This window comes from Streptomyces sp. NPDC053493, assembly GCF_044544825.1.
GTDB lineage: Bacteria > Actinomycetota > Actinomycetes > Streptomycetales > Streptomycetaceae > Streptomyces.
The window spans coordinates 39,410-61,982 of the sequence record NZ_JBITXS010000002.1; the positions used below are offsets into that span (position 1 = coordinate 39,410).

The window sequence follows — 22,573 nt, forward strand, 5'->3', positions numbered from 1 at the left end:
CTCGGCGCCACGAGGACGGCGCGCTCGCGCGGAGGGCGCTCAGGTCACCTCGCGCCGGCCGGCGCGAGTTCGGCTCGGCCGAAGAGGAGGGCGTAGCCGCTGGGGAGCCGGTCCAGGATGCGGGTGATCAGGTCGGGGCCGGCGTAGGCGCTGACGGCGGAGAAGACGGAGCCGGTGTCCCAGCGGGTGGTGGCCGGAGAGCCGCCGCCGCGGGCGGCGAGGTCCTTGACGAAGGCCCAGCCGGTCAGGGGCTCGATGTCGGGGATCTGCGCGGTGAGGACGCGTGCGGCCTCGAGGGGCAGCCGGGCGGCGAGGTCGACACGTTCGTCGCCGGTCAGCTGGCGTCCGAGCCCGCCGAGGACCAGGCGGACGGCTTCGTCGGCTCGCTCACGGGTGGGGTAGGCGCCTTCGTAGCGGACCTTCTCCAGCATCTGCTCGTACGCCGACCCGTACGACTGCGGGCGCTCGAGAGGTACGCGCACGTCGGTGATCACTGCGATGCATGCCTTTCGTGGAGCCAGGGTGCCGGTGTGCGGCACCGGGAGGGATCAGACGGGCTGGGTGCGGCCGAAGAGGAGCTCGTATCCGGCGGGCAGTTGGAGCAGGATCTGCTCCAGCAGGTCGTCGCCGGCCGCGTCGGCGGCCGTGGACAGCACGGCGCTGACGTCCCACGTCGCGGTCTGCTCGGTGGCGCCCTCGATCCAGGCCGCGGTCGCCCGCACGAACCGCTCCGGCGACAGCGGCTCGGCGCTCTGCAGCGGGTTGAGCAGGATCAGGGCGAAGTCGTCGGGCAGGCGCGCCGCGAGCTGGGCGCGGACCTCGCCGACCAGGTGCGCGCCGAGCAGGGCGAGCACCACGCGCGCCGCGCGCTCGGCTTCCTCCACCGTGTCGTACGCGCCGCGTTCCCGGAGACGGTCGAGGAACGTCTCGCGTCGCAGAGTCATCTCGGCCACACCCCTTCTTCGTTCGGACGGCCCATGGGAGAGGCGGGTGCGGAGGGCGGGGAGGGGGAGAAGGATGCTCGTCCTCCGCACCCGCGCGTCGTCCGGCCGGTGTCAGCCGGAGATCTGCTTGCGGCCGGATCCGACGCCGATGGTGATCTTGCGTGGCTTGGCGCGCTCGGCGATCGGGATGCGCAGGGTGAGCACGCCCGCGTCGTAGTCGGCCTGGATGTGCTCGGTGTCGAGCGTGTCGGCGAGCACGATCTGGCGGGAGAAGACGCCCAGCGGCCGCTCGGACAGCTCCATGTGCACGTCGTCGGCCTTGGCCACCGGCCGGCGCTCGGCCTTGACCGTCAGCATGTTCCGCTCGACGTCGATGTCGATCGCGTCCGCGGTCACACCGGGAAGGTCGAAGGCCACGACGTACTCGTCGCCCTCGCGGTAGGCGTCCATCGGCATCGCCGACGGCCGCGACCAGGTACCCGGTCCCATCAGCTGCTGGGCCACGCGGTCCAGTTCACGGAAGGGGTCGGTGCGCATCAACATGGAAAACACCTCCAGAGGGGTCGGGCAGTTGCTGCCAATGCGCCTCACAGAAACCGTTGTAGCATGTCATCCAATGGATGACAAACACGATGTCGTCGACTGGATGACAAGCAGAGGGAGGTGTCCGTGACCCCGGCCGACCAGCCGTCCCCGTCCCGCACCGACGCCCGGAGCCCCGCGTCGTTCCTGGCCGCCTCGGCGGCCCTGCGCGCCATCGACGAGACCCTGCGCACCGCCCGGTCCGAGGCCCCCGACGCCCCCGGCACCGGGCCGGCCGCGGAACAGGCCCTCGCCTCGTTGATGCTGCTGCGGCAGGTCCGCGAGCAGCTCGCCGGCTGGGAGACCGGCCTGATCGAGACGGCCCGCGACGCGGGCGCCAGCTGGGCCGACCTCGCCCAGCCCCTCGGTGTCGCCAGCCGGCAGGCCGCCGAGCGCCGCTATCTGCGCGGCCGTCCGGGCGCCGCCGGGTCCACCGGCGAGCAGCGTGTGACGGCGACCCGGCAGGCCCGCGCCGCCGAGCGCACCACCGTCACCTGGGCCCGCCGCAACGCCGCCGACCTGCGCCGCCTCGCCGGCCAGATCACCGCCCTCACCGACCTGCCGCCCGCCGCCCGCCGCCCCCTCAGCGAGCTCCACACCGCCCTCGCCCACGACGACCCGGCCGCCCTGATCGGCCCGCTGGCCGCCACCCGCCGCCATCTGATCGCCGGCCATCCGGGCCTGGCCGCGCAGCTCGACGACCTCACGCCGCCGTAGGGGGCAACCCCGGGGGCCGATCGAGTGGTTCGCGGCGCGGTGCGGGGTGGTGAGGCCGTGGCGGCGGGCGAGGGCGGGTTGTGCTGGTTCGTGTCGATGCCCGGAGGTCGTCCTCGGACAGGTCGTCCTCGGACCACCGCGGGCGGGCCGAACTGAAGGGGGAGCCTCCTCGTGCGCAGACGCGGGACGTGCGCCGTCGTGCCGGCACTGCTGGCGGCGGCGCTCGGAGGAATGCCGCGGCCTGCCGCGGCGGACGTGCCCACTCCGGCCACGGCGCCGATGGTCCGGTTCCTGACGTACAACATCTGCGGGAACAGCAAGGTGAGCGGCTGCGCGGATCCCCGGACGGTGAAGCCTCGCCGTGAGGAGGTCGTGAGGCAGGCCAAGGAGTGGAAGGCCGACCTGGTCTTCCTCCAGGAGGTGTGCCGTCAGCAGTACAACGCGGTCGACGAGAGTCTGACGGCGGAGGGATACAGTCCCGGGCACTTCGCGCCCACGCACAAGGCGAGCGAGACCCGGGACGACTGTCTGATGGACGACCCGACCGATGGCACCGCCGGCGCGGTCAGGGGCGACTACGGCATCGCGGTGTTCGCCAAGGGTCCCATCTCCAGCAGGGTGACGCTCGACCCCTCCGTCGGCCCGTACGGGAACGTCGCGCAGGCGACGGCGCCGGAGGACTGGTACGCGGCGTGCGTCGAGGCCACGGTGCAGTCGGTCAGGACCCGCGCCTGTTCGGTCCACCTGTGGCCCAACAACCCGCCCCCGTACCCGCAGGACCTGACCCTCACCCAGGCGCGGAACCTGGCGGCCGACCCGTGGCTGCACGCCGGTACCGCCGTGGTGCTGGGCGGCGACTTCAACCCGGTCAACCGCGAGGGCGGCGAGCGGCCCCGTTCCGCGGACCTCGACCCGTTCTACCTCGGCGAGCCGTTCCACCTCGGGAAGGCGGGCTCCGTCCGCGCCGGCGGTCTGCGGTGGCGCGAGACGGACGAGACCGACACGGCGCACTTCGACGCCCCGTGTGAGGACGCGGCCGGAAAGCCCCTGGTGGAGCGCTGCCGCTCCGGGCAGCACACCCACGCGGCGAACGGCAAGCTCGACTACGTCTTCGTGGACGAGTCCCACTTCACCAACGTCGCGGCCGCGGTGGACGCACCCGCCCCGAGCCGCGAGGGCATCTCCGACCACCTCCCCTACCGCGGCGCGGCGACCTTCACGCACTGCGCCACCGAAGCCGACCGCTACGCCGATCTGTTGCGCGTGGACGCGGACGGGGACCTGTGGCGGCACGACGGCCGCGGTGACGGCACGATCGCGGCGGAGGCGTGCAAGATCGGCTTCGGCTGGAAGGACGCCCGGCTCGTCGCGCGTGCCGGGGACGTCGACCAGGACGGCGACGACGACCTGTACGCCCTCGACACCCGTGGTGTCCTGCGCTTCCACGAGGGCGACCGGTCCAGCGGCCTGTTCACCCGCGCGCCGCGCGAGGTCGCCCGGGGCCTCGGGTCCGTCGACCAGCTCGCGGTGAGCCCCGACATGGACGGCGACGGCAGCCCGGACCTCGTCCTGCGGACCGCCGACGGCACGCTCATGCGCGCCTCCACCCGGCCGGACGGCGGCGTCGGCCCCTCCGTGGTCCTGTCGTCCGCCTTCGGCGCGTACGACACGGTCCTGGCCCCCGGAGACCTCACCGGCGACGGCCGGCCGGACCTCCTCGCCCGCACACCGGCCGGCGAGCTGTACCGCTTCGCCGGCAGGACGGGCGGCGCGCTCCGCACCGGCGTGAGGGTCGGCTCCGGCTGGAACGTCTTCAGCCGGCTCCTGGCACCCGGCAACCTCGACGGCGACCCGGCCGGCCGCGGCGACCTCCTGGGCGTCAAGCCGCACAGTGCCACCGACCGCAGGAAGGACCTCTTCCTTCACCGCGGCACGGGCAATCCCGCCAACCCCTTCCCCAACCCGGCCCCGCCCCTCGCCGACGTCAACCGCAGCGGCTGGAACTTCCCTCCGGACGACCGGCTCTTCTGACCGGCCGGGCCGGTGACGGGCGGCCGACCTTTCCCGCCCCCACCGCCTGCAGGGGTTTCCAGCAGGCCAGGCATGCCTCCAGGACGGCCCACGGCCCCACCACCCCGAGCGCACGCACTACCCGCGATTGCACTTATAGCGCGTATGCAATTATTGTGGAGGCACATAAGAAGCCTCCTCAAGCAATCATGGAAGGGTTGAGCCATGCCGCTCGCACTTCTGGCCCTGGCCATCGGGGCCTTCGGGATCGGCACCACCGAGTTCGTGATCATGGGCGTGCTGCCCCAGGTCGCCGGCGACTTCGGTGTCTCCATCCCCACCGCCGGCTGGCTGGTGACCGGCTACGCCCTCGGCGTGGTGTTCGGCGCGCCGCTGCTCACCGTGCTCGGCACCAAGGTGTCCCGGAAGAAGATGCTCATGTTCCTCATGGGCCTGTTCGTCGTCGGGAACCTGGTCTCGGCCCTCGCACCCGCCTTCGGGATCATGCTCATCGGCCGCGTGGTGGCCTCCCTCGCGCACGGCGCGTTCTTCGGAATCGGGTCCGTCGTCGCCGCCGGGCTCGTCGCGCCCCAGAAGAAGGCCTCGGCGATCTCGCTGATGTTCATGGGACTCACCGTCGCCAACATCGTCGGCGTCCCCCTCGGCACCTACATCGGCCAGGCGGCGGGCTGGCGGATCACCTTCGGTCTCGTCGCCGCGCTCGGCGTCGTCGGCCTGCTCGGCGTCGCGCGCCTCGTGCCCGAGACCGGACGGCCGGAGTCCGTGAGCATCCGCGGCGAGTTCGCCGCGTTCAAGAACGCCCAGGTCTGGCTGGCCATGGCGATGACCGTGCTCGGTTACGGCGGTGTGTTCGCGGCCATCACCTACATCACGCCCATGATGACCGAGGTCGCGGGCTTCACCGAGGGCGCGGTCACCTGGCTGCTCGTGCTGTTCGGCGTCGGCATGTTCCTCGGCAACCTGCTCGGCGGCAGGTTCGCCGACCGGGCCCTGATGCCGCTGCTGTTCGTCTCGCTCGGCGCGCTCGCCCTGGTGCTGCTGCTCTTCACCGCGACCGCGCACGACAAGGTGCTCGCCGCGATCACCCTCACGCTGATCGGCGCCCTCGGCTTCGCGACCGTGCCGCCGCTGCAGAAGCGGGTCCTCGACCAGGCCTCGGCCGCGCCCACGCTCGCCTCCGCCGCCAACATCGGCGCCTTCAACCTGGGCAACGCGCTCGCCGCCTGGCTCGGCGGCACCGTCATCGGCGCGGGCCTCGGCTACACCTCTCCGAACTGGGTCGGCGCGCTCCTGTCCGGTACGGCGCTGCTGCTGGCCTTCCTGGCCGCGGGCCTGGACCGGCGCGCCCGGACCGCGAAGGCCGCCGCGTCGACGCCGGCCCAGGAGCCCGTCCGGGCCTCCGCCCCGGTCGCCGGTGCGCCCGCCGCCCGGGTGCCGGCCGCCCGCCACTGACCACCCGCTCCCCCGTATCCGTACACCCACCATCCGTACGCACATCACCCGTACGCACTCCGCACAAGGAACAGCACCATGAGCCTCACCACCCACGACGCCGAGATCCTGCTCACCGCCGCCCGCCGCGCCGCGGAGGCCGCCGGCGTCACGGTCAGCGTCACCGTCCTCGACGCCGGCGGGCACCTGCTCGCCTTCCGTCGCGACGACCGCGCGGTCCTCATCTCGGGCGAGACCAGCACCCGCAAGGCGTACACCGCGCTCCAGCTGAACGCCCCGACCGCCGACCTCGTCGACCTGGTCAAGCCCGACGGGCCCTTCCACTCGCTGCCGACCGCCCTCGACCGGCCGCTGCTCTTCATCGCCGGCGGCCTGCCGGTCCACCGCGAGGGCCGGCTGGTCGGCGCGATCGGCGTCGGCGGCGGCGCTCCGGAGCAGGACCACTCCTTCGCCACCGCCGCCGTCGCCGCCCTGGCCGCCTGAGGGCGAGGCTCGCCGAGCGCCCGGCCCCGCCTGGACCCGCGGGCCGGGCGCGCGGTGCGCGGGCAGGGGGCGCGGGCGGGGGCACGGGGTCGCGGGCGGGGGCACGGGGTCGGCGCTCAGGCGGTCACCCGTCCGCCGGTGAGGTCGAGGACGGCGCCGGTCACCCAGGAGGCAGCGTCGGAGGCGAGGTAGACCACGGCTTCGGCGACGTCTTCGGGACGGCCGATGCGGCCGAGCGGGAAGCTGTCGGCGAGGTCCGTGAGCTGCTCCTCGGTCATGAAGCGGCGCATGCGCTCGTTCAGGACGGCGGAGGGCGCGAGACAGTTGACGCGGACGCCGTGCCGGCCGACTTCCAGAGCCAGGTGCCGGGCGAGCATCACGACGCCCGCCTTGGCCACGGCGTAGGCGGCGTTCGCGCCGCTCGGGACGCGGCCGGCGGTGGACGACATCAGCACGACACTGCCGGAGCGCCGTTCGACCATGCCGGGCAGGAACGCGGAGACGGTCAGGAAGACCGAGGTCAGGTCGGAGTCGAGGACGGAGCGCCAGCGGTCGAGACCGAGAGCGACGGTGGGTACGGGCGCGCCCTGGCCGCCGGCGAACGGGGCGAGGATCTCGACCGGGCCGAGTTCGGACGCGACCAGGGTGCGGAGCCGGTCGACGGCGGCCGGGTCGGTGACGTCGGCGGGCGCCGCGAGCGCGACGCCGCCGGCCGCGGCGATCGCGGTGACGACCGCGTCCACGGCCGCCGTGTCGCGGCCGGTGACGGCGACCTTCGCGCCGTGGGCGGCGAGGGCGCGGCAGGTGGCGGCGCCGATGCCGCGGGAGCCGCCGGTGACGAGGGCGACCTTGCCGGCGATGCCGGTCACGGGACGGGAGTGGGGCCCGGGCGCCGCGTCGGGCGCGGGCGGGATCGGGGCGGGAGGTGCCACGGCCAGTCCATTCTCTCGGGAGAATGATTCACTGAACTGAATGATTCCGCCCTGCTGCGGATGATCGCGACCCGGCGCGGCGGCGACTCCCGCCGGGGCGTGCGTCCCTGTATCGGGCCATGGCGAAGGGGCGGCCGCGGTAGCCCTCCGGCTCCGAGGCCGCCCCGCCCGGGCGGGCCGGGTCAGCGGACGGTCACATCAGTTGACGAAGACCGCCGGGCTGCCGGCCTGGCTGGTGTCGAGCACCGGCCCGTACTTCGCCGTGAAGTAGCCGCTGCCCGGACAGGTGCTCGGGCCGCTGTACTTGGTGAACAACTGGTCGGTGAAGGTCAGCGAGTTGTCGGCGTTGGACGGCGTCGCCGTGAGGCTGGTGGCCCGGTAGACGCAGGTCGTCGTGCCGAGGATGGTGCTGATCTTCAGGGTGGTCTGGATCGGGCCCGCGGCGCCCGCGGTGACGGTGAGCGAACCGCCGGAGGCGACGGCCGCGTTGAACGGCAGGTTGTTGACGGTGATGCTCTGCACGCCCGTCGCGCCGGTGATGTTGGTGGTGCAGCTGCTGAGCGTGTGGCCGGTGACGGTCTCGGTGGCGGTGCCGGGCGCCGCCGGGTTGGTGTTCACGGTGGCGGTGAAGGCCGAGGTGTTGCAGGTGATGCCGGTGCTGCCGCCCGCGGTGGTGGCGATCCGCGCCTTGGTGCCGGTGACCAGGGAGGCGGACAGGGTGTCACCGGAGGCGACGGCGGTGCCGCCGGCGCTTCCGGTGGTCAGTACGTTGCCGGCGGAGGCGGTCGCGGAGGCGGAGGCGGTCACCGCGAGCACGGCGGCGACGGCGGCTCCGAAGGCAGCCGAGAGAGCACGCTTGTCCATGGGGGTTCCTTTCGCACGATGGCGGAGGGTGAGGAAAGGCGACGATCGGCGTGGGTGCGGGCGCACGACGAGGACGTACGCGCGCGGGGACGGTACGCGGGGGCGCGCCGCGCTGGGGATCACGCACCGGACGGGGACGCGAGGACACGACGGCCGCGGGCTGCGGCGTCGCGCGGACGCGGTGTCAGGTGACGTGGTGACGCGGCGGCGCCACGAGGCGACGGCCACCGCCGGGACGATCCGGCGCCACGGATCTCCGGCAGCGGTGTCGCGATACGGGGTGGAGCGTAATACTCGGTGTGCGGTGCGCGGCGGCGGCGCATCCCGTCCCACAGGGGTGCGGCTCCACCGGTTCGCCCGCGGCACCGAGAGGAAAACCCACGAGGGTTGTAATCCTGTCGAGTATGTGACGTCAACAACCGCCGGAGGATGTGGCCGATGACGAGCGTTCGCCGCGCCGAGGAGGATCTCGTCCTGCCCGGGGCCCGCACGGGCCGCGAGCCGGAGCGCTCGCTGCGCCCGGGACCGCGCCGGCTCACCCCCGAACAGGTGGCGTCCCGTCAGCGGGAGCGGCTGCTGGACGGTGTGGCCCGCACGGTCGCGGCCAACGGCTACACGGGCGCGCGGATCAGCGACATCTGCCGGGCCGCCGGAGTGACCCGCCCGGTCTTCTACGAGCTGTTCTCCGGCAAGGAGGACGCGGTGATCGCCGCGTTCCGGGGCGGCACGCAGACGGTCGTACGGGCGATGCAGCGGGCGTACGAGGAGGCCGGCGGCGCGGACGACTGGCCGGTCGCGGTACGGGCCGGGCTGCGGGTGCTGCTGAGCCTGCTCCAGCAGACGCCGGCCTTCGCCACGATGGCGGTGGAGATCGAGTCGGCGGGGCCGGCGGGGCGGCGGGCACGGGCGGAACTTCTGGCCGATTTTCGCCGGTTCTTCACCGACGCCCCGCCCGGCCCGGCGGGTGTGGCGCGGGCCGAGCTGGTGGACACGGTGGTCGGGGCCGTGCACGCGGCGGTGCACCGGGCGGTCGACGAGGACCGCTTCACGGCCGCGGACGGTCGGCTCCCGGAGCTCCTCGACGTGCTGGTGCACGTCGTCGTCACGCCCTTCACCCGCTGTGAGTGATCGTCAACAAGCTTTTGTTACCGACTAGTTGACGCGCTTTATAACCGCGCGTACGGTCCGTTTCGGTTCCCTGCGGCACGGCTGCCTCCGCACGAGTCCGGGAAGACCCAGGTGGATGGGGAACCGTCCGCGCCAGGACGTCGCCGCGCTCCGTCACCTCCTTCATGTCAGGAGCACCGCATGGCACTGTCCGAAGAGACCGCCGCACCCGGCCCCACGCCCTCCCCGGGCGACACGGAAAGACGAGGCGGAGTCCGCTACCGCCGCGCCGCCCTGATGGGCGTGCCCGCGTTCCTCGCCGCCTCGACGCTGGTCGTGCTCACCGCCCAGGGTGCGCTCGCCGCCCAGTTCGCCATCTCCGGCATGCCGTTCACCGTGACCGCCTCCACCCTGGAGGGCACCGGCTTCGGGCAGTTCGGCGCGCTGGACAACATGCCCGAGGGAAGCCCCAACGCGGGCGACACCGGCGGCCAGGTGCTGACCATCGTGACCGCGATCCGCGAGGCGAAGCTCACCAACCTCTGCCAGAGCGTGGAGCTGGGCGGCACGTATCTGCACATCACGGCCGGCAACAAGGGCACTCCGGTCAAGGCCTCCGGCCTGACCACCGACTCGACCGACATCACCGGCAAGCTCGCCGACTTCGACAACATCGAGATCGGCGGCGACGCCAGCACCTTCGACAAGCCTCCGGTCAAGGGCCCGCTCGGCTCCTTCGGCCAGCAGGCGGACACCGTCACCATCCGCGACGTGCGGCAGACCAACTACGCCACCACGGCGGTGCGGTTCACGCTCCCCGACCTCCACATGAACTTCGCCTCGGAGGGCTGCTGAGCATGGCGGCGGGCACGGACGGCGCCCTCGCGGACGTACCGGAGGTGCCGGGCCCGCCGGACGCGCCGGACACCGCGGGAGCGCCCGAGGCCGTACGTCCGGACGGCCGCAGGCACCCGTGGCGGGCGTTCCGGCGCTGGCGGCACCGGCGGCCCTTCGGAGCGGGCCTGGCGCTGGCACTCGGCGGCGCGGAGATCCTGCTGACCCAGCAGGCCAGCGTCTCGGTGATCCTCACCGCCGGCGCCGACAGCCTGGCGGGCTACGTCCTGCCGATCATGATGGTGGTCTGCGGGCTGCTCATCGTGGTCAACCCGCGCCAGCGGCTGTTCTACTCGGTGATCGGCGTGCTCGCCTCGCTGGCGAGCTGGGTGACGTCGAACCTCGGCGGGTTCTTCGTCGGCATGCTCCTCGGCCTGGTCGGGAGCTCGCTCGCCTTCGGCTGGCTGCCGGACCGGCCCCGGCGCCGCCGACTGCTGCGCCGTAACCGCCGTACCGAGCAGGGTGGTTCCGGCGCTTCCGGTGCTTCCGGCGTTCCCGGCGCCACCGGTTAGGGCGCGCCGCGCCGGTCCCGCCGGAAACCCGGCCTGACCGGCGCGGCGCGCCCTCCGAGCCCCCAAGCGCCCTCCGAGCCCTCAGGCGCCGTCCGTGACCGTCAGGCCCTCGCGGCCCTCGGCCGTCGTGGCCGTCCAGCCCTCGTGGCCGTCACGGCCATGGCCGTCATGCCGCCGCGGCCCTCAGGCCGGCGTGGCCGCCGGCTCCGCGTCGTGGTCGACGGTGACGACGATCTTGCCGATCTGGGCGCCGGCCTCCAGGTAGCGGTGCGCGTCGGCGATCTCCGCGAGCGGGAAGGTCCGGTCGACGACCGGCCGGAACGCGCCGGTCCGCAGACCGGAGGAGACGAACGCCGCGGCGCGCCGCAGCCGTTCGGCGTCGTGTGTCGTCTCGAAGAGCGTGTAGGTGCGCATGTTGAGGGCGGGCATGCCGAGGTCGAAGCCGGGATACGGGGTCGGCAGGCCGCTCAGCGCGCCGTACACGAACAGCGTGCCGCCGGGCGCGACGACGCGGCCGAGGTCGAGCACTCCGGGCCCGGCGACGGCGTCGAAGACGAATTCGGCGCCCCGGCCGCCGGTCGCCGCGCGCACCCGCTCGACCAGGTCCTTGTCCTCGTCGACGATCACCTCGGCGGCCCCGGCGGCCAGCAGCGCCGCCTTCTTGGCACCGGTGCGGGTGGTGGCGATCGGCACGGCGCCGACGCGCCGGGCGATCTGGATCGCGGCGAGACCGACGCTGCTGGACGCGGCGGTGACGACGACCGTGTCGCCCGCGGTCATGCCGCCGACCTGCACCAGTGCGCCGTAGGCGGTGAGGTACGGCATCCAGACCGCCGCGCCCGCCACCGCGTCGAGGCCCTCGGGGCGGTGCAGCACGGCCGTGGCGGGCACGATCGCGCGCTCCGCGTAGACCCCGTAGGCGTTCATGGAGAACGCGGGCACCACGCTGACCGGGTCGCCGGGCGCGAAGCCGGTGACGCCCGCACCGACGGCCTCGACGGCGCCGGCGGCCTCGGCGCCGAGCCGGGCGGGGAACTCCTTGACGTCCTCGATGTAGACGCCGGCGCGGAAGAGCACCTCGGCCCGGTTGAGGCCGATGGCGTCGATCCGTATCCGCAGCTCGCCGGGCCCGGGCTCGCCCACGGTCTCGTCCTCGATCCGCAGCACCTCGGGACCGCCGTACGCGTGGAATCTGACCGTCCTGCTCGTGGTCGCCATGACCCGCCCTCGCATCCTCTTCGCTTCGCCGTCGTCCGGCCTCGAAATACGACGATCATCGTACTTCTGTTCGCGGCGTCGACGCGCCATCCACCCACTTTTTTGTGGGTACTTGTCGCCGCACCGGCTCCGGGAGAGGCTGATGCCGACCGAGAGAGACGCAACGGGAAAGGAGTCTGACGGCACATCAGGACACGGCACGCTCCTCGGCGAGCCGGTCCAGCCGGCGGTGGCCCCAGTCGGACAGCGGAGCCAGCGCCTCGGAGAGCTCGCGGCCGAAGCCGGTCAGCGAATAGACGGTCTTCGGCGGCACCACGTCGTACACCTCGCGGTGCACCAGACCGTCGGTCTCCATCTCCCGCAGGGCCTGGGTCAGCACCTTCTCGCTGATCGCCGGGACCTTCCGGCGCAGTTCGCCGGGCCGGTGCGGGCCGGATTCCAGCAGCCACAGCAACAAGGTCTTCCACTTGCCGTCGATCACCGCGATCGCGGCGGTCACACCGCACACATCGGTGTCCTTGGCCCGGCTGCGCGTCATCGTCCTCTTCCCCGTTCTTCGGTGTTCTTCGGTCCGTTGCGTCACGCCCGCTCGCATTGTCCTCATGCACAAGGGAGTTCCCTCATGTCTTCTTCCGCCGTCACCGTGATCGGCCTCGGCCCGATGGGCCGCGCCCTGGCCGGGGCGTTCGTGGCCGCCGGCGTGCGCACCACCGTGTGGAACCGCACGCCGGGCCGCGACCGCGAACTGATCGAGCGGGGCGCGCTCGCGGCCGGCAGCGCCGCCGAGGCGGTCGCGGCGAGCCCGCTGACCGTGGTCTGCCTGGTCAACTACGACGCCACGGACGCCGTGCTGCGCACCGAGGCGGTCACGGCCGCGCTCAAGGGGCGCACGGTGGTGAACCTGACCGCCGACACGCCCGACCGGGCGCGGGACACCGGCCGCTGGGCCGCCGAGCACGGCATCTTCTATCTCGACGGGGCCGTCATGACGCCGACGCCGACCATCGGGACGCCGCACGCCGTCCTCATCCACAGCGGCCCGCAGGAGCTCTACCAGGAGCACCGGCCGGTGCTCGACGCGCTCGGCGGCACCCACACCCACCTCGGCGAGGACCTCGGCCGGGCGGCCGCGTACGACATCGCGCTGCTGGACATCTTCTGGACGACGATGGCCGGTTACGTGCACGCGCTGGCGGTCGCCGGCGCGGAGGGCGTCGCGCCGCGCGAACTGGCCCCGTTCGCCCAGGGCATCGCGGCGATCCTGCCGCCGCTGTTCCAGGAGTGGGCCGAGGACGTGGAGACCGGCTCGTACTCCGGCGAGGGCAATCCGCTGACCTCCGCGGTCTCCTCGATGGCCCACATCGTCCACGCCTCGGAGGCGCACGGCATCGAGGCGGGCGTGATGCGGGCGGCCGAGGGCCTGGCCCGCCGCGCCGTGGGCCTCGGCCACGGCGCGGACGGCTTCTCCCGCCTCGCGGAGGTCCTGGCGCGGCGGTGACCGTCGCAGGGAGAGCCGGGCCCCGCGGCTCAGACCACCCGGCGCAGGGCTCCCTCGGCCCGCAGGTCGGCGAGCGTCGGATAGCCGTCGACGGCCATGACCAGGTCGGCTTCGGCGAGCAGGGAGCGCAGGACGTGGACGATGCCGTCGGTGCCGTCGAGGGCCAGGCCGTAGGCGTACGGGCGGCCGACGGCGACGGCGGTGGCGCCGAGGGCGAGGGCCTTGACCACGTCGGCGCCGCTGCGGACGCCGGAGTCGAAGAGCACGGGCAGTCCGTCGGCGGCGGCCACCACCTCGGGCAGCGCGTCGAGGGCGGGCAGGCCGCCGTTGGCCTGGCGGCCGCCGTGGTTGGAGCAGTAGACGCCGTCCACTCCGCCGTCCCTGGCGCGGCGGACGTCCTCCGGGTGGCAGATGCCCTTGAGGAGGATCGGCAGGCTGGTCAGCGAGCGCAGCCAGGGCAGGTCGTTCCAGGTCAGCGGGTTGCCGAAGAGGGCGGTCCACTCCAGGACGGCGGCCCTCGGGTCCTCCTCCGGCGCCTTGGCGAGGCGGGCGCGGAAGACCGGGTCGGAGGTGTAGTTGGCGAGGCAGTGGCCGCGCAGCTGCGGGAAGTTGCCGGTGGCGAGGTCGCGGGGCCGCCAGCCGGTGATCCAGGTGTCGAGGGTGACGACGATGCCGCGGTAGCCGGCCGCCTCGGCGCGCTGCACCAGGCTCTCGGCGAGCTCGCGGTCGGTCGGCGTGTAGAGCTGGAAGAAGCCCGGGGTGTCGCCGAGGGCGCCGGCGACGTCCTCGAGCGGGTCGACGCTCAGCGTGGACGCGATCATCGGCACTCCGGTCCGGGCCGCCGCGCGGGCGGTGGCGAGGTCGCCGTGGCCGTCCTGGGCGCAGAGGCCGATGACGCCGACGGGCGCCAGGAGGAGTGGGGTCGGCAGGGTGAGGCCGAAGAGTTCGACGGAGAGGTCGCGCCGGGTGGCGCCGACCATCATCCGGGGTATCAGGCCCCAGCGGTGGAAGGCCTCGGCGTTGGCGCGCTGGGTGTGCTCGTCACCCGCGCCGCCTGCGACGTAGGACCAGAGGGAGGGCGGGAGCGCGGCCTCGGCCCGCCGCTCGAGTTCGGCGAAGCTCATCGGCAGCTTCGGCAGGGTGCCGAAGAGGCCGTTCAGATAGATCTCGTTCTGGTAGTCGCCGAACCGCTGGTTCATCGTCCGCCTCGCATGGTCCGTCTCGCCTTCGCCGGGAACCTCGTCGGGAACCTCGTCGGGAACCTCGTCGGCAGACGCTACCGTCGGGTAGCCCGGTCAGGCCATGGCCCGGGACGGCGGGCCTCGGCCGTGCGCGAGGAGGTCAGGCGGCGGCGACCGCGAGTTCCTGGCGGACGACGATCGCGTTGAGCCGGATCGCGAACGGGACGATGTCGGTCATCTGCAGAGCACCGACCCGCGCCTTGTCGAGACCGACGGTGACGTCGATGCAGAAGGCGATGGCGTACATGTACGCACCGGTCTCCTCGTCCTGGAGGGCGAAGAACAGGTCCCGGTAGTAGCGGGTGCGGTCCGCGGCCTCCTCGTAGTAGGCGAGGCCGGGCAGGCCCTCCTGGGCGGCGAGGCCCGTGAAGGCGCTGACGAGTTCGCGTTCGATGGTGTCCCAGAACGAGGCCTCGGCCGCCTCCGGCGGCAGGGCCTGGCGCACGGCCTCCTTGAGCGAGAGGACCATCACCAGGACCGGGGCCTGTTCCTGGAGTCCCCAGCCGCGGACCATCTTCACGATGGCGCTGTCGGGGACGGCGGCGGCCGCGTCGCGGATGTGGTCGAAGTCGTAGTTGACGGTGGCCGGTGCGATCGCCTCCTGGAAGGCGCGGCCGAGGGCCTCCGCCTGGGCCTGGTGGGCCGGGCCCACCTCGATGACCGTCTTGAAACTGGCGGCCAAGACTCCTCCTTCAGTCCTTAAACATTCTGTTGATCAAGGAGGCGTCAGTATGCCGTAGCGACGGCGGTGCGCGGGAGGAGGGTCCACGGCGGAAGACGAGTCCACGGCGAGAGGGGCCGGACACGCCGGACATGACAGTCCCCGGCCGTCCTCGTTCGGTTCGGTGTCGTCGGTCGTCGCCGACGGACTCCGTCGCCTACAGGTCGGCCGGGGGCCTGGCCAGAGCCGAGATCAGGGTCACGCGAGCCTTCGGACGTCTCCGTCGGCGGGTGCGGCTCCGTCTGGTTTTCCGGTGTAATGAAGAGTTTCCTCCCTCTTTTCGCGATGTCAATACTTTTCGCCCGGCTTGAAGGCATTCCTCCGGTCCTCGCCGCGTAGCCTGGAAGGACCATGTCCGTGATCCCCCGCGGGCCGGGCGCCACCGCCTGGTCGCCCGAGACGGTGACCACCGACCCGTACAACGCCGAGACGCCGACGGCCGCCCTGAGCGAGCCCCTCACTCCCGCCGGTGCCCTGTTCGTGCGCGACCACTTCGGGATCCCGAGAGCCGGCCCCGCCGCCTGGCGGCTGCGGATCGACGGGGCCGTGCGCACGCCGTACACCCTCGCCACCGACGAACTGGCCGCGCTCCCGCACCGCGAGCTCGACGTCGTCCTGGAGTGCGCCGGCAACGGACGGACCCTGATGACGCCGACACCGCCCGGACTGCCCTGGGGCCGGCGGGCGGTCGGCTGCGCGCGGTTCGCCGGCGTGCCGTTCCGGCTCGTCGCCGAACGGGCCGGGATCGCGCCGGAGGCCGTCGAGTTCGTCTTCACCGGAGCCGACTCCGGCCCCGTCCGCGGTCGGCCCACCGCCTTCGAGCGCAGCCTCCCGCTCTCCGCCGCCCTCCACCCCGACACCCTCCTCGCCACCCGCCTGGACGGCGCCCCGCTCACTCCCGAACACGGCGCCCCGGTGCGGCTGGTGGTGCCTGGACGGTACGCCGTGGCGGACGTGAAGTGGCTGGTCGGGGCGCGGGCGGTGACCTCGCCCTTCGAGGGCGTCTTCCAGAGCGAGGAGTACGTGTACGTGGACGCGCGCGGCACTGCCGAGGGACCGGTGACCGCGCTGCGGGTCACGTCGCTGATCACCGCGCCCGGGCCGGACGAGGACCTGCGGCGGCACCGCGAGACGGTGGTGCGGGGCCGGGCCTGGTCGGGCGCGGGCACGCCGGTCCGGCGGGTCGAGGTGCGGACCGTGCCCGAGGACGAGCCGGACCATGAGCAGGACGGGGAGCCCGGCGGGTGGCGGGAGGCGGAGCTGGAGGCGCCGTCGGGGCCGTACGCCTGGACGGGCTGGTCCTTCCGGTGGACCCCGCGCTCCCCCGGCCGCTACCGGGTGCTCGCCCGCGCCACCGACGCGCACGGCGAGACCCAGCCGGAGCGGCCCGTGTGGAACGCCCACGGCTACGGCTGCAACGCCGTCGCCGCGGTCGACGTGATGGTCGTGTGAGACCGGCGCGGCGGGCGGTGCGGAGGCGAGGACGTGCACGAGATCGAGGTCATGACCACCGCGTCGCTCGGCGACTCCAGCTATCTCCTGGTCAGCGGCGACGAGGCCGTGGTCGTCGATCCGCAGCGCGACAGCTGGGAGTTGGCCGAGCGCTGCGCCCGGCGCGGGGTGCGCATCCGGTACGTGCTGGAGACGCATGTGCACAACGACTACGTCTCCGGCGCCCTGGAGCTGCGGGCGGCGACCGGTGCGGTGGTGGCCGGCCCGGCCCGCGCCCCGTACGCCTTCGACCATCTGCCGCTGGCCGAGGACGACGAGATCACCGTCGGCGACGTCACCGTACGGGCGATGGAGACGCCCGGGCACACCGCCGAGCACACGGCCTACCTCGTCCTCGACGAGCCCGGTGGTCCGCCGGCCGCCGTGTCCGCCGTGTTCACCGGGGGCAGTCTGCTCGTCGGCAGCGCGGGCCGCACCGACCTGTCCGGTGCCGGGCACACGGAGGAACTGGCCCGCGCCCAGTACCGCTCGCTGCGGCGGCTGACGCTCCTGCCGGACGCGACCCGGGTGCTGCCGACGCACGGCGCGGGCAGCTCCTGCGCGGCCGGGCCGGTGTCGCGGGCCCGCGACCGTACGACGACCGTCGGGGCCGAGCGGCGCGGCAATCCGGCGCTCGCGCCGCCCGACGAGACCGCGTTCGTGGCGCGGCGCGCCACGGGACTGCCGCCGTATCCCGCGTACTACCGCCACATGGCGCGCCTCAACCGGTCCGGGCCCGCCGTCCTCGGCGGCCCGCCCGCGGCCCGGCCGCTGTCGCCCGCCGTGGTGGCCGGCCTCGCCGGTGAGGGCGCGCAGATCCTGGACGGGCGCGGGCGCGCGGCCTTCGCCGCGGGGCACGTGCCCGGGTCGCTGTGCGAGGAGCTGGACGACCGCTTCGCGAGCCTGGTCGCGGAGGTCGTCCCCTTCGGCACCCGGCTCGTCCTCGTCCTTCCCGAACCGGAGGAAGAGGCCGCGCGGGAAGCGCTGGTCCAGCTGCTGCGGATCGGCTACGAGAACGTGGCCGGAGTGCTCGCGGGCGGCACCGGGTCGTGGGAGGCGGCCGGCCGGCCGCTGCGGACGTTCCCCACCGCGGACGCCACCGAGCTGGCCGCACGGCTCGGCGAGGTCCTGGCCCTCGACGTGCGCCCGGACCGGCCGGAAGGCGGAGTGCCCGGCACGCTGGCCGTCCCGCTCGCCGAACTTCCCGCGCGGGTGGGCGCCTTGCGCCGCGACCGGGAGATCTGGCCCTTCTGCGGCAGCGGGCGCCGCGCGTCCGTCGCGGCCGGCCTGCTGGCCCGCGCGGGCATCCCGGTCCGCCCCGTGACGCACGGCGGCGCGGCGGACCTGATGGGAGGCAGAGGTTGACGGGGTCGGGCGCGGGCGCGGCCCTTTCGGCGGGCTGCCGGCGCCGGCGCGCATCTTGCGGCGTCCGGCCGAGCGCCGGGCGGACCGGGCCGGGCGCCGGGCGGTCGGGCGGCCCGGACCAGGCAACCGGGCGGGCCGGGCGGTCGCGCGGCCCGCCCGGCAGATCGGGCCGACCGGGTCGGCTCGCGGGTCGGCCAGGGTGGCGACGGGCGGGTCGGCCGATCGGCTGATCCCCGGCGGCGGAGACCGGCGGAGCATGGGAGACGGAGGCCGGCCGGGCAGGCGGGCCGTTCCTCGTCCCTTACGCGTCCGCCGGGAGTCCGCCGATGAACCGCACCCGTGTCCTCGCCGTGCTGTCCCTCTCCGTCGCGCTGCTCGCCGGGTGCGCGCAGGGCGGCGGCGAGCCCGCGCGGGCCGACGGCGGCGGCCGGCCGGCCGCGCCCACGGCGAAGGCTCCCGCCGGCGGCACACCGAAGGGCACGCTGCTCGTGGCGGACTTCGGCGCCGACACGGTCAGCTTCGTGGACCCGGCGCGCGGCGCGTTCGACTCCGTGCGGGTCGGGACGGCGCCGTACGGGCTCGTCGTCGGCGCCGACGGACGGGCCTGGGTGGCCACCGCCGAGGGCGTGGCCGTGGTGGACACCAGGAGCCGTACGCGCCTCGCCCTCGTCCCGTACCGGACCGCGACCGGTCCTGCGACCACCGGCGAGTACCGGGGCGGCGGCATGGGCATCGCCCTCGCGCCCGACGGCCGCCGGGTCTACGTCGGCGTCAACGTGCCCGGCGACAACGGCGTCCTGGAGGTGATCGACACCGGCTCGCTGCGCGTCACCGACCGGGTGCCGGTCGGCCGGCGGCCCTTCGACGTCGACGTCGCGCGGGACGGCTCCGAGGTGTACGCCACGGGCCACGACTCCTTCGACGTGACCGTGGTGCGCGCCGACACGCTGCGGACCCGGCGGATCGAGGTGGCTCCGTACGGTACGGAGGGCGGGCTCGGCTCCTGGCTGAAGCCGCACTACGCGGCGGTCCGGCCCTCGGACGGGCGGCTGCTCCTGCCGTTCGAGGGCGAACGGCTCGTCGTCCTCGACCCGCGCACCGGCCGCTCGGAGATCCTGCGGATGACGGCCGACACCCACCAGCACGGTGTCACGGTCACGCCCGACGGCACGCTGCTCGCCGTCGGCACCGGTCCGATCGACCCGGCCGTCGACCACGGGCCCTCGCTCACCGTGCGCGCGCCCGACGGCGCCGAGCGGGTCTTCCCGCTGGACGGCCCGCACGAGGACGTCGCCGTCTCGGCGGACGGCCGCACGGCCTACGTCACGGGCGGCTTCACCCGTGACGGTTCCTGGGACGGCCTGACGGTCGTCGACCTCACGCACGGCTCCTCGCGCCGGCTCGCGGCCGGGTCCCGGCCGCTGGGGATCGCCGTCCTCTGAGCCGTAGAGGGGCAGGGAGTGTCAGAGCCGTGGTGTTGGCTGGGAGCCGCAGCTGCCGACCCGCACCACCGCACGAGGAGACGCCATGACCGCACCCGCCCACCGCAACGCCCAGCCGCCCGCCGCCCAGGCCTCCCTCGGCGCCGGCGTCGTCGTGACGGACGACGCCGGCCGGGTCCTGCTCGGGCTGCACCGCTCGGGCGTGTGGGAGCTGCCGGGCGGCAAGGTGGACCCGGGCGAGTCCATCGAGCAGGCGGCGGTGCGCGAACTCGCCGAGGAGACCACGCTCGTCGCGGACGCGGCGGACGTGTCGGTGATCGGCCTGATCCTCGACACCGCGACCTCCGCGGAGCTGACCCGGCTGACCGCCGCGACCGTCGTCCACGCCCACACCGGCTCCCCGGCCGTCGCCGAACCGGACAAGATCGAGCGCTGGGAGTGGTTCCCCACCGACCGCCTTCCCGCCGGCCTGTTCCTTCCCTCCGCCCAGACCCTGAAGTTCTGGCGCCCCGAACTCCCGCTCCCGGAAGGCCCGTTCCACCGCTACGAGGTCGTGGGCCGACGCTAGGGGGTGTCTCGCCGAACACTGCGGGCAGAGATCGGGCGGGCTCGGGCGCGGTGGGAGCTGGTCGAGTGCGCCCTCGGGTGCGGGCATGACGACATCGGAAGCCGCCCGGACCTCCGACAGGTCGTGGCAGAGGCACTGACAGGAGCACGGAACCGCTGACATCATGACGGGACGGGGGGATGTGCCATGGGACAGCTCGACCGGGTGACGGTGCCTCCGCCGGACGAGGCGGCGACACGGGCGGCGCGGGACGCGGGGCTCGGCGTGTATCTGCGGGCGTTCCGGGCCCGCCACACGGGCGACGACGACGAGCGGCCGGCGCCGCGGCGGTCCTTATCGCCGCCGCTGGTGCTGCTGGCGGCCGCCGTGGCGCTCGCGCTGCCGGCGCTCGCCACCCGGCTGGTCGGGCCCGGACTCGGGATCCCGCTGCTCCTGGTGCCGTTCGGGCTCGCCGGCCGCTTCCTGTGGCGCTCGTTCCGCGCGCCCGCGGCCGCGCTGCGGCCCGGCGAGTACGTGTACCTCTACGAGCGGGGCCTCGTCTGCCCCGGTGAGGGCGGCGCGGCCCGCGCGGTGGCCTGGCGGGCGGTCACGGCCATGCACCAGGACGTCGTGCGGACCTCCGTCAACGGCGGCTACACCGGCACGTCGTACCTCTACCGGCTCCGCGTCGGCGAGCGGGCCGGCGTGAGCGTCGGCGGTTTCCTCAACGAGGAGACGGTGCCGCTGCCCACCGACTCGCAGATCCGTGAGCTGGCCCAGATCGTCCTGGACGAGACCGTGCGGCGCGCGCTGCCGCCGGCGCTGACGGCTCTGGAGTCGGGCGGGCGGGTCGCGTTCGGTGAGGTGGTGCTGCACGGGCAGGGCATCGGTCTGCCGTCGGGGACGGCGCCGTGGGAGCGGGTGCGGCGATGCGAGTGGCGCGGTGACGGTCTGGTCGTGGTGCGGACCGCGGGCGCGGGCCGCTGGGCGCGGCAGGCGAAGGAGATCCCGGATTTCCCGGTGTTCTGGGCGCTGGTGAAGGAGCTGTTCCCGCACGCGCGTGAATACCGTCGCTGAGCGGCCCCGTTCCGTGCCGGCCGTCCGGGCGCCGCGTCGACCGGGTCTGGAACGGGGAGATGTGACGGTACGCCAGGTGGGGTGTCAGGAGAGGCGGGGGAATGTCCGGGACGGGTTCGGGGACGCGGTCGCGCACGGTGGTGGTCTTACTGCTCGCCTGGTGCGTGCTGGCCGTCGGGCTCGCACCGGGCGCGGCCGGCGCGACGGGCCGGGCCGCGGAGGTCTGGCAGGAGCTGGCGCCGGGCGTGGCGTACCGCGCCTTGGACATGACGGCGGCGCACGGGCCGGTCCGGGTGCATCTGCTGGCGGTCGATCTGCGGGCCGACGGCGTCGACGTCGATCTGCTCCATCCGGGCGTGGTGGCCGCGCGGGCCCCGCTGTCCGGGCTCGCGGACGCGCGCGGGGCGCTCGCCGCGGTCAACGGCGACTTCTTCCATGTGTCGGAGACCCAGCACCCGGGCGTCGAGGCGACCGGCGCGCCGGTGGGCCCGGCGGTGGCGGGCGGGCGCGAGCTGAAGGCTGCGGTGCCGCGCGGGCAGCGCTTCGGGCCGGCGCTGCCGCCGGGGACGGGGACGCTCGAGGTGTTCGGCGTCGGGATGGACCACCGGGCGCGGACGGGCCGGCTCGTCCTGGACGGGTCGGTCACGGGCCGGGCCGGCTCGTTTCCGTTGGGCGGGCTGAACCAGTACGCGCTGCCGGTGGGCTCGGTCGGTGTGTTCACCGCCGCCTGGGGCGGGGCCTCGCGGGCCCGGGCCGTGTGCGGGACGGACACCGACCGGGCGGCGCCGTGCACGACGGAGGCGTACGAGGTGACCGTGCGGCGCGGCCGGGTGGTGGCGGTGGCGGACGCGCCGGGCCGCGGTCCGGTGGCGGCGGACACCGAGGTCCTGGTGGGCCGGGAGGAGGGGGCGCGGCGGCTGCGCGGCCTCGCGGTGGGCGACCGGGTGCGGGTGCGCCACCGGCTGGTCGCGGAGGGCTCCTCGGTGCCGTACCGCTTCGCCGTCGGCGGCTGTCCCCTGGTGCGCGACGGTGCGCCGCTGCCCGGCCTGGACGGGGTGACGCCGGCGGTGCGGACGGCGGTCGGGATCACGCACGGCGGTCGCGGGCTGCTCCTGATGGCCCTGGACGGTTCTCCCGGGCTACGGGTCGGGATGACGGTGGCCGAGGTGGCGGCGCTGCTCCGGGAGCAGGGCGCGCGGGAGGCTTTCGGGCTGGACGGCGGCGGTTCGTCCACGCTGGTCGGCCGGGCGGCGGGCGAAGGGTCGGTCACGGTGCGCAACCACCCGAGCGGAGGCGCGGAGCGGCCGGTCCCGAACGGCATCGGTGTGCTGGTGCGCCGATGAGTGGACGGCGGCGCGGCGGACACCGTGCGTCACCGCGCGGGGCGGGCCGGACGTGGCTAGCGTGGCCGTGAGACAACGACGTCATCGATCGCGAGATCGCAAGAGAGAGAGT

23 protein-coding genes are annotated in these 22,573 nt (G+C 74.2%); 14 read left to right on the forward strand and 9 right to left on the reverse strand.

From position 1 onward, the window contains the following. Positions 1–44 precede the first annotated feature (44 nt). The 3 genes from ACIGO8_RS05855 to ACIGO8_RS05865 form a co-directional block, all read right to left on the reverse strand. Positions 45–494, reverse strand: a complete 450-nt coding sequence (locus tag ACIGO8_RS05855) for a DUF2267 domain-containing protein (protein WP_399724460.1) — start codon at positions 492–494, stop codon at positions 45–47. Positions 495–548: 54 nt separating this feature from the next. Further along, positions 549–944, reverse strand: a complete 396-nt coding sequence (locus tag ACIGO8_RS05860) for a DUF2267 domain-containing protein (protein WP_399724463.1) — start codon at positions 942–944, stop codon at positions 549–551. A gap of 111 nt (positions 945–1,055) precedes the next feature. After that, complete coding sequence (locus tag ACIGO8_RS05865; RefSeq protein WP_399724466.1) at positions 1,056–1,487, reverse strand: Hsp20/alpha crystallin family protein; 432 nt, start codon at positions 1,485–1,487, stop codon at positions 1,056–1,058. 126 nt (positions 1,488–1,613) lie between these two features. Between ACIGO8_RS05865 and ACIGO8_RS05870 the strand changes: the two genes are divergently transcribed. From ACIGO8_RS05870 to ACIGO8_RS05885, 4 genes are all read left to right on the forward strand, one after another. Then, positions 1,614–2,243 carry a type III effector protein gene (locus ACIGO8_RS05870; RefSeq protein WP_399724469.1) on the forward strand — a complete coding sequence of 210 codons (630 nt, stop codon included), beginning with the start codon at positions 1,614–1,616 and terminating at the stop codon, positions 2,241–2,243. 171 nt (positions 2,244–2,414) lie between these two features. Next, complete coding sequence (locus tag ACIGO8_RS05875; RefSeq protein ID WP_399724472.1) at positions 2,415–4,274, forward strand: endonuclease/exonuclease/phosphatase family protein; 1,860 nt, start codon at positions 2,415–2,417, stop codon at positions 4,272–4,274. A 204-nt stretch (positions 4,275–4,478) separates the two neighbouring features. Next, positions 4,479–5,726: an MFS transporter gene (locus ACIGO8_RS05880; RefSeq protein WP_399724475.1), complete on the forward strand. Its 1,248-nt coding sequence runs from the start codon at positions 4,479–4,481 to the stop codon at positions 5,724–5,726. A gap of 78 nt (positions 5,727–5,804) precedes the next feature. After that, positions 5,805–6,209, forward strand: a complete 405-nt coding sequence (locus ACIGO8_RS05885) for a heme-binding protein (RefSeq protein ID WP_399724478.1) — start codon at positions 5,805–5,807, stop codon at positions 6,207–6,209. Between the two features lie 116 nt (positions 6,210–6,325). Here ACIGO8_RS05885 and ACIGO8_RS05890 read toward each other — a convergent pair whose 3' ends face one another. After that, the gene (locus ACIGO8_RS05890; protein ID WP_399724481.1) at positions 6,326–7,141 is read right to left on the reverse strand and encodes an SDR family NAD(P)-dependent oxidoreductase; all 816 of its coding nucleotides are present in this window, start codon (positions 7,139–7,141) and stop codon (positions 6,326–6,328) included. A 198-nt stretch (positions 7,142–7,339) separates the two neighbouring features. Beyond that, positions 7,340–8,005, reverse strand: a complete 666-nt coding sequence (locus tag ACIGO8_RS05895) for a Tat pathway signal sequence domain protein (RefSeq protein WP_399724484.1) — start codon at positions 8,003–8,005, stop codon at positions 7,340–7,342. A gap of 438 nt (positions 8,006–8,443) precedes the next feature. Between ACIGO8_RS05895 and ACIGO8_RS05900 the strand changes: the two genes are divergently transcribed. The 3 genes from ACIGO8_RS05900 (at position 8,444) to ACIGO8_RS05910 (ending at position 10,518) form a co-directional block, all read left to right on the forward strand. Further along, a complete protein-coding gene (locus ACIGO8_RS05900) occupies positions 8,444–9,133 on the forward strand; it encodes a TetR/AcrR family transcriptional regulator (protein WP_399724487.1) in 690 nt (229 codons plus the stop codon). Between the two features lie 180 nt (positions 9,134–9,313). After that, on the forward strand, positions 9,314–9,967 hold the full coding sequence (locus tag ACIGO8_RS05905) for a DUF6230 family protein (RefSeq protein WP_399724490.1): 654 nt from the start codon (positions 9,314–9,316) through the stop codon (positions 9,965–9,967). Between the two features lie 2 nt (positions 9,968–9,969). Continuing rightward, positions 9,970–10,518: a DUF6114 domain-containing protein gene (locus ACIGO8_RS05910; protein ID WP_399724493.1), complete on the forward strand. Its 549-nt coding sequence runs from the start codon at positions 9,970–9,972 to the stop codon at positions 10,516–10,518. 183 nt (positions 10,519–10,701) lie between these two features. On the opposite strand, the gene ACIGO8_RS05915 is transcribed toward ACIGO8_RS05910, so the two are convergent. Continuing rightward, complete coding sequence (locus ACIGO8_RS05915; RefSeq protein ID WP_399724495.1) at positions 10,702–11,736, reverse strand: zinc-dependent alcohol dehydrogenase family protein; 1,035 nt, start codon at positions 11,734–11,736, stop codon at positions 10,702–10,704. 187 nt (positions 11,737–11,923) lie between these two features. Then, positions 11,924–12,274 (reverse strand): winged helix-turn-helix transcriptional regulator, encoded by a 351-nt coding sequence (locus ACIGO8_RS05920; RefSeq protein ID WP_399724498.1) that lies wholly within the window; start codon positions 12,272–12,274, stop codon positions 11,924–11,926. Positions 12,275–12,358: 84 nt separating this feature from the next. Between ACIGO8_RS05920 and ACIGO8_RS05925 the strand changes: the two genes are divergently transcribed. After that, entirely contained in the window at positions 12,359–13,234 is an 876-nt protein-coding gene (locus ACIGO8_RS05925; RefSeq protein WP_399724500.1) for an NAD(P)-dependent oxidoreductase, read from the forward strand. Between the two features lie 29 nt (positions 13,235–13,263). Here ACIGO8_RS05925 and ACIGO8_RS05930 read toward each other — a convergent pair whose 3' ends face one another. Next, entirely contained in the window at positions 13,264–14,433 is a 1,170-nt protein-coding gene (locus ACIGO8_RS05930; protein ID WP_399724503.1) for an alpha-hydroxy-acid oxidizing protein, read from the reverse strand. 142 nt (positions 14,434–14,575) lie between these two features. Next, on the reverse strand, positions 14,576–15,157 hold the full coding sequence (locus ACIGO8_RS05935; protein WP_399724506.1) for a Type-2Aa cytolytic delta-endotoxin: 582 nt from the start codon (positions 15,155–15,157) through the stop codon (positions 14,576–14,578). Between the two features lie 390 nt (positions 15,158–15,547). On the opposite strand from ACIGO8_RS05935, the gene ACIGO8_RS05940 reads away from it, so the two are divergent. The 6 genes from ACIGO8_RS05940 (at position 15,548) to ACIGO8_RS05965 (ending at position 22,461) form a co-directional block, all read left to right on the forward strand. Next, positions 15,548–16,648, forward strand: coding sequence for a molybdopterin-dependent oxidoreductase (locus ACIGO8_RS05940; RefSeq protein WP_399724509.1), 1,101 nt, complete (start codon positions 15,548–15,550; stop codon positions 16,646–16,648). Between the two features lie 33 nt (positions 16,649–16,681). Continuing rightward, positions 16,682–18,052, forward strand: coding sequence for a rhodanese-like domain-containing protein (locus ACIGO8_RS05945; RefSeq protein ID WP_399724512.1), 1,371 nt, complete (start codon positions 16,682–16,684; stop codon positions 18,050–18,052). A 326-nt stretch (positions 18,053–18,378) separates the two neighbouring features. Continuing rightward, positions 18,379–19,494, forward strand: a complete 1,116-nt coding sequence (locus ACIGO8_RS05950) for a YncE family protein (protein ID WP_399724515.1) — start codon at positions 18,379–18,381, stop codon at positions 19,492–19,494. Positions 19,495–19,579: 85 nt separating this feature from the next. Next, positions 19,580–20,062, forward strand: a complete 483-nt coding sequence (locus ACIGO8_RS05955; protein WP_399724518.1) for an NUDIX hydrolase — start codon at positions 19,580–19,582, stop codon at positions 20,060–20,062. A gap of 186 nt (positions 20,063–20,248) precedes the next feature. Next, positions 20,249–21,118, forward strand: coding sequence for a DUF6585 family protein (locus tag ACIGO8_RS05960; protein WP_399724521.1), 870 nt, complete (start codon positions 20,249–20,251; stop codon positions 21,116–21,118). Between the two features lie 101 nt (positions 21,119–21,219). After that, complete coding sequence (locus ACIGO8_RS05965; RefSeq protein WP_399724524.1) at positions 21,220–22,461, forward strand: phosphodiester glycosidase family protein; 1,242 nt, start codon at positions 21,220–21,222, stop codon at positions 22,459–22,461. Positions 22,462–22,573: the final 112 nt, after the last annotated feature.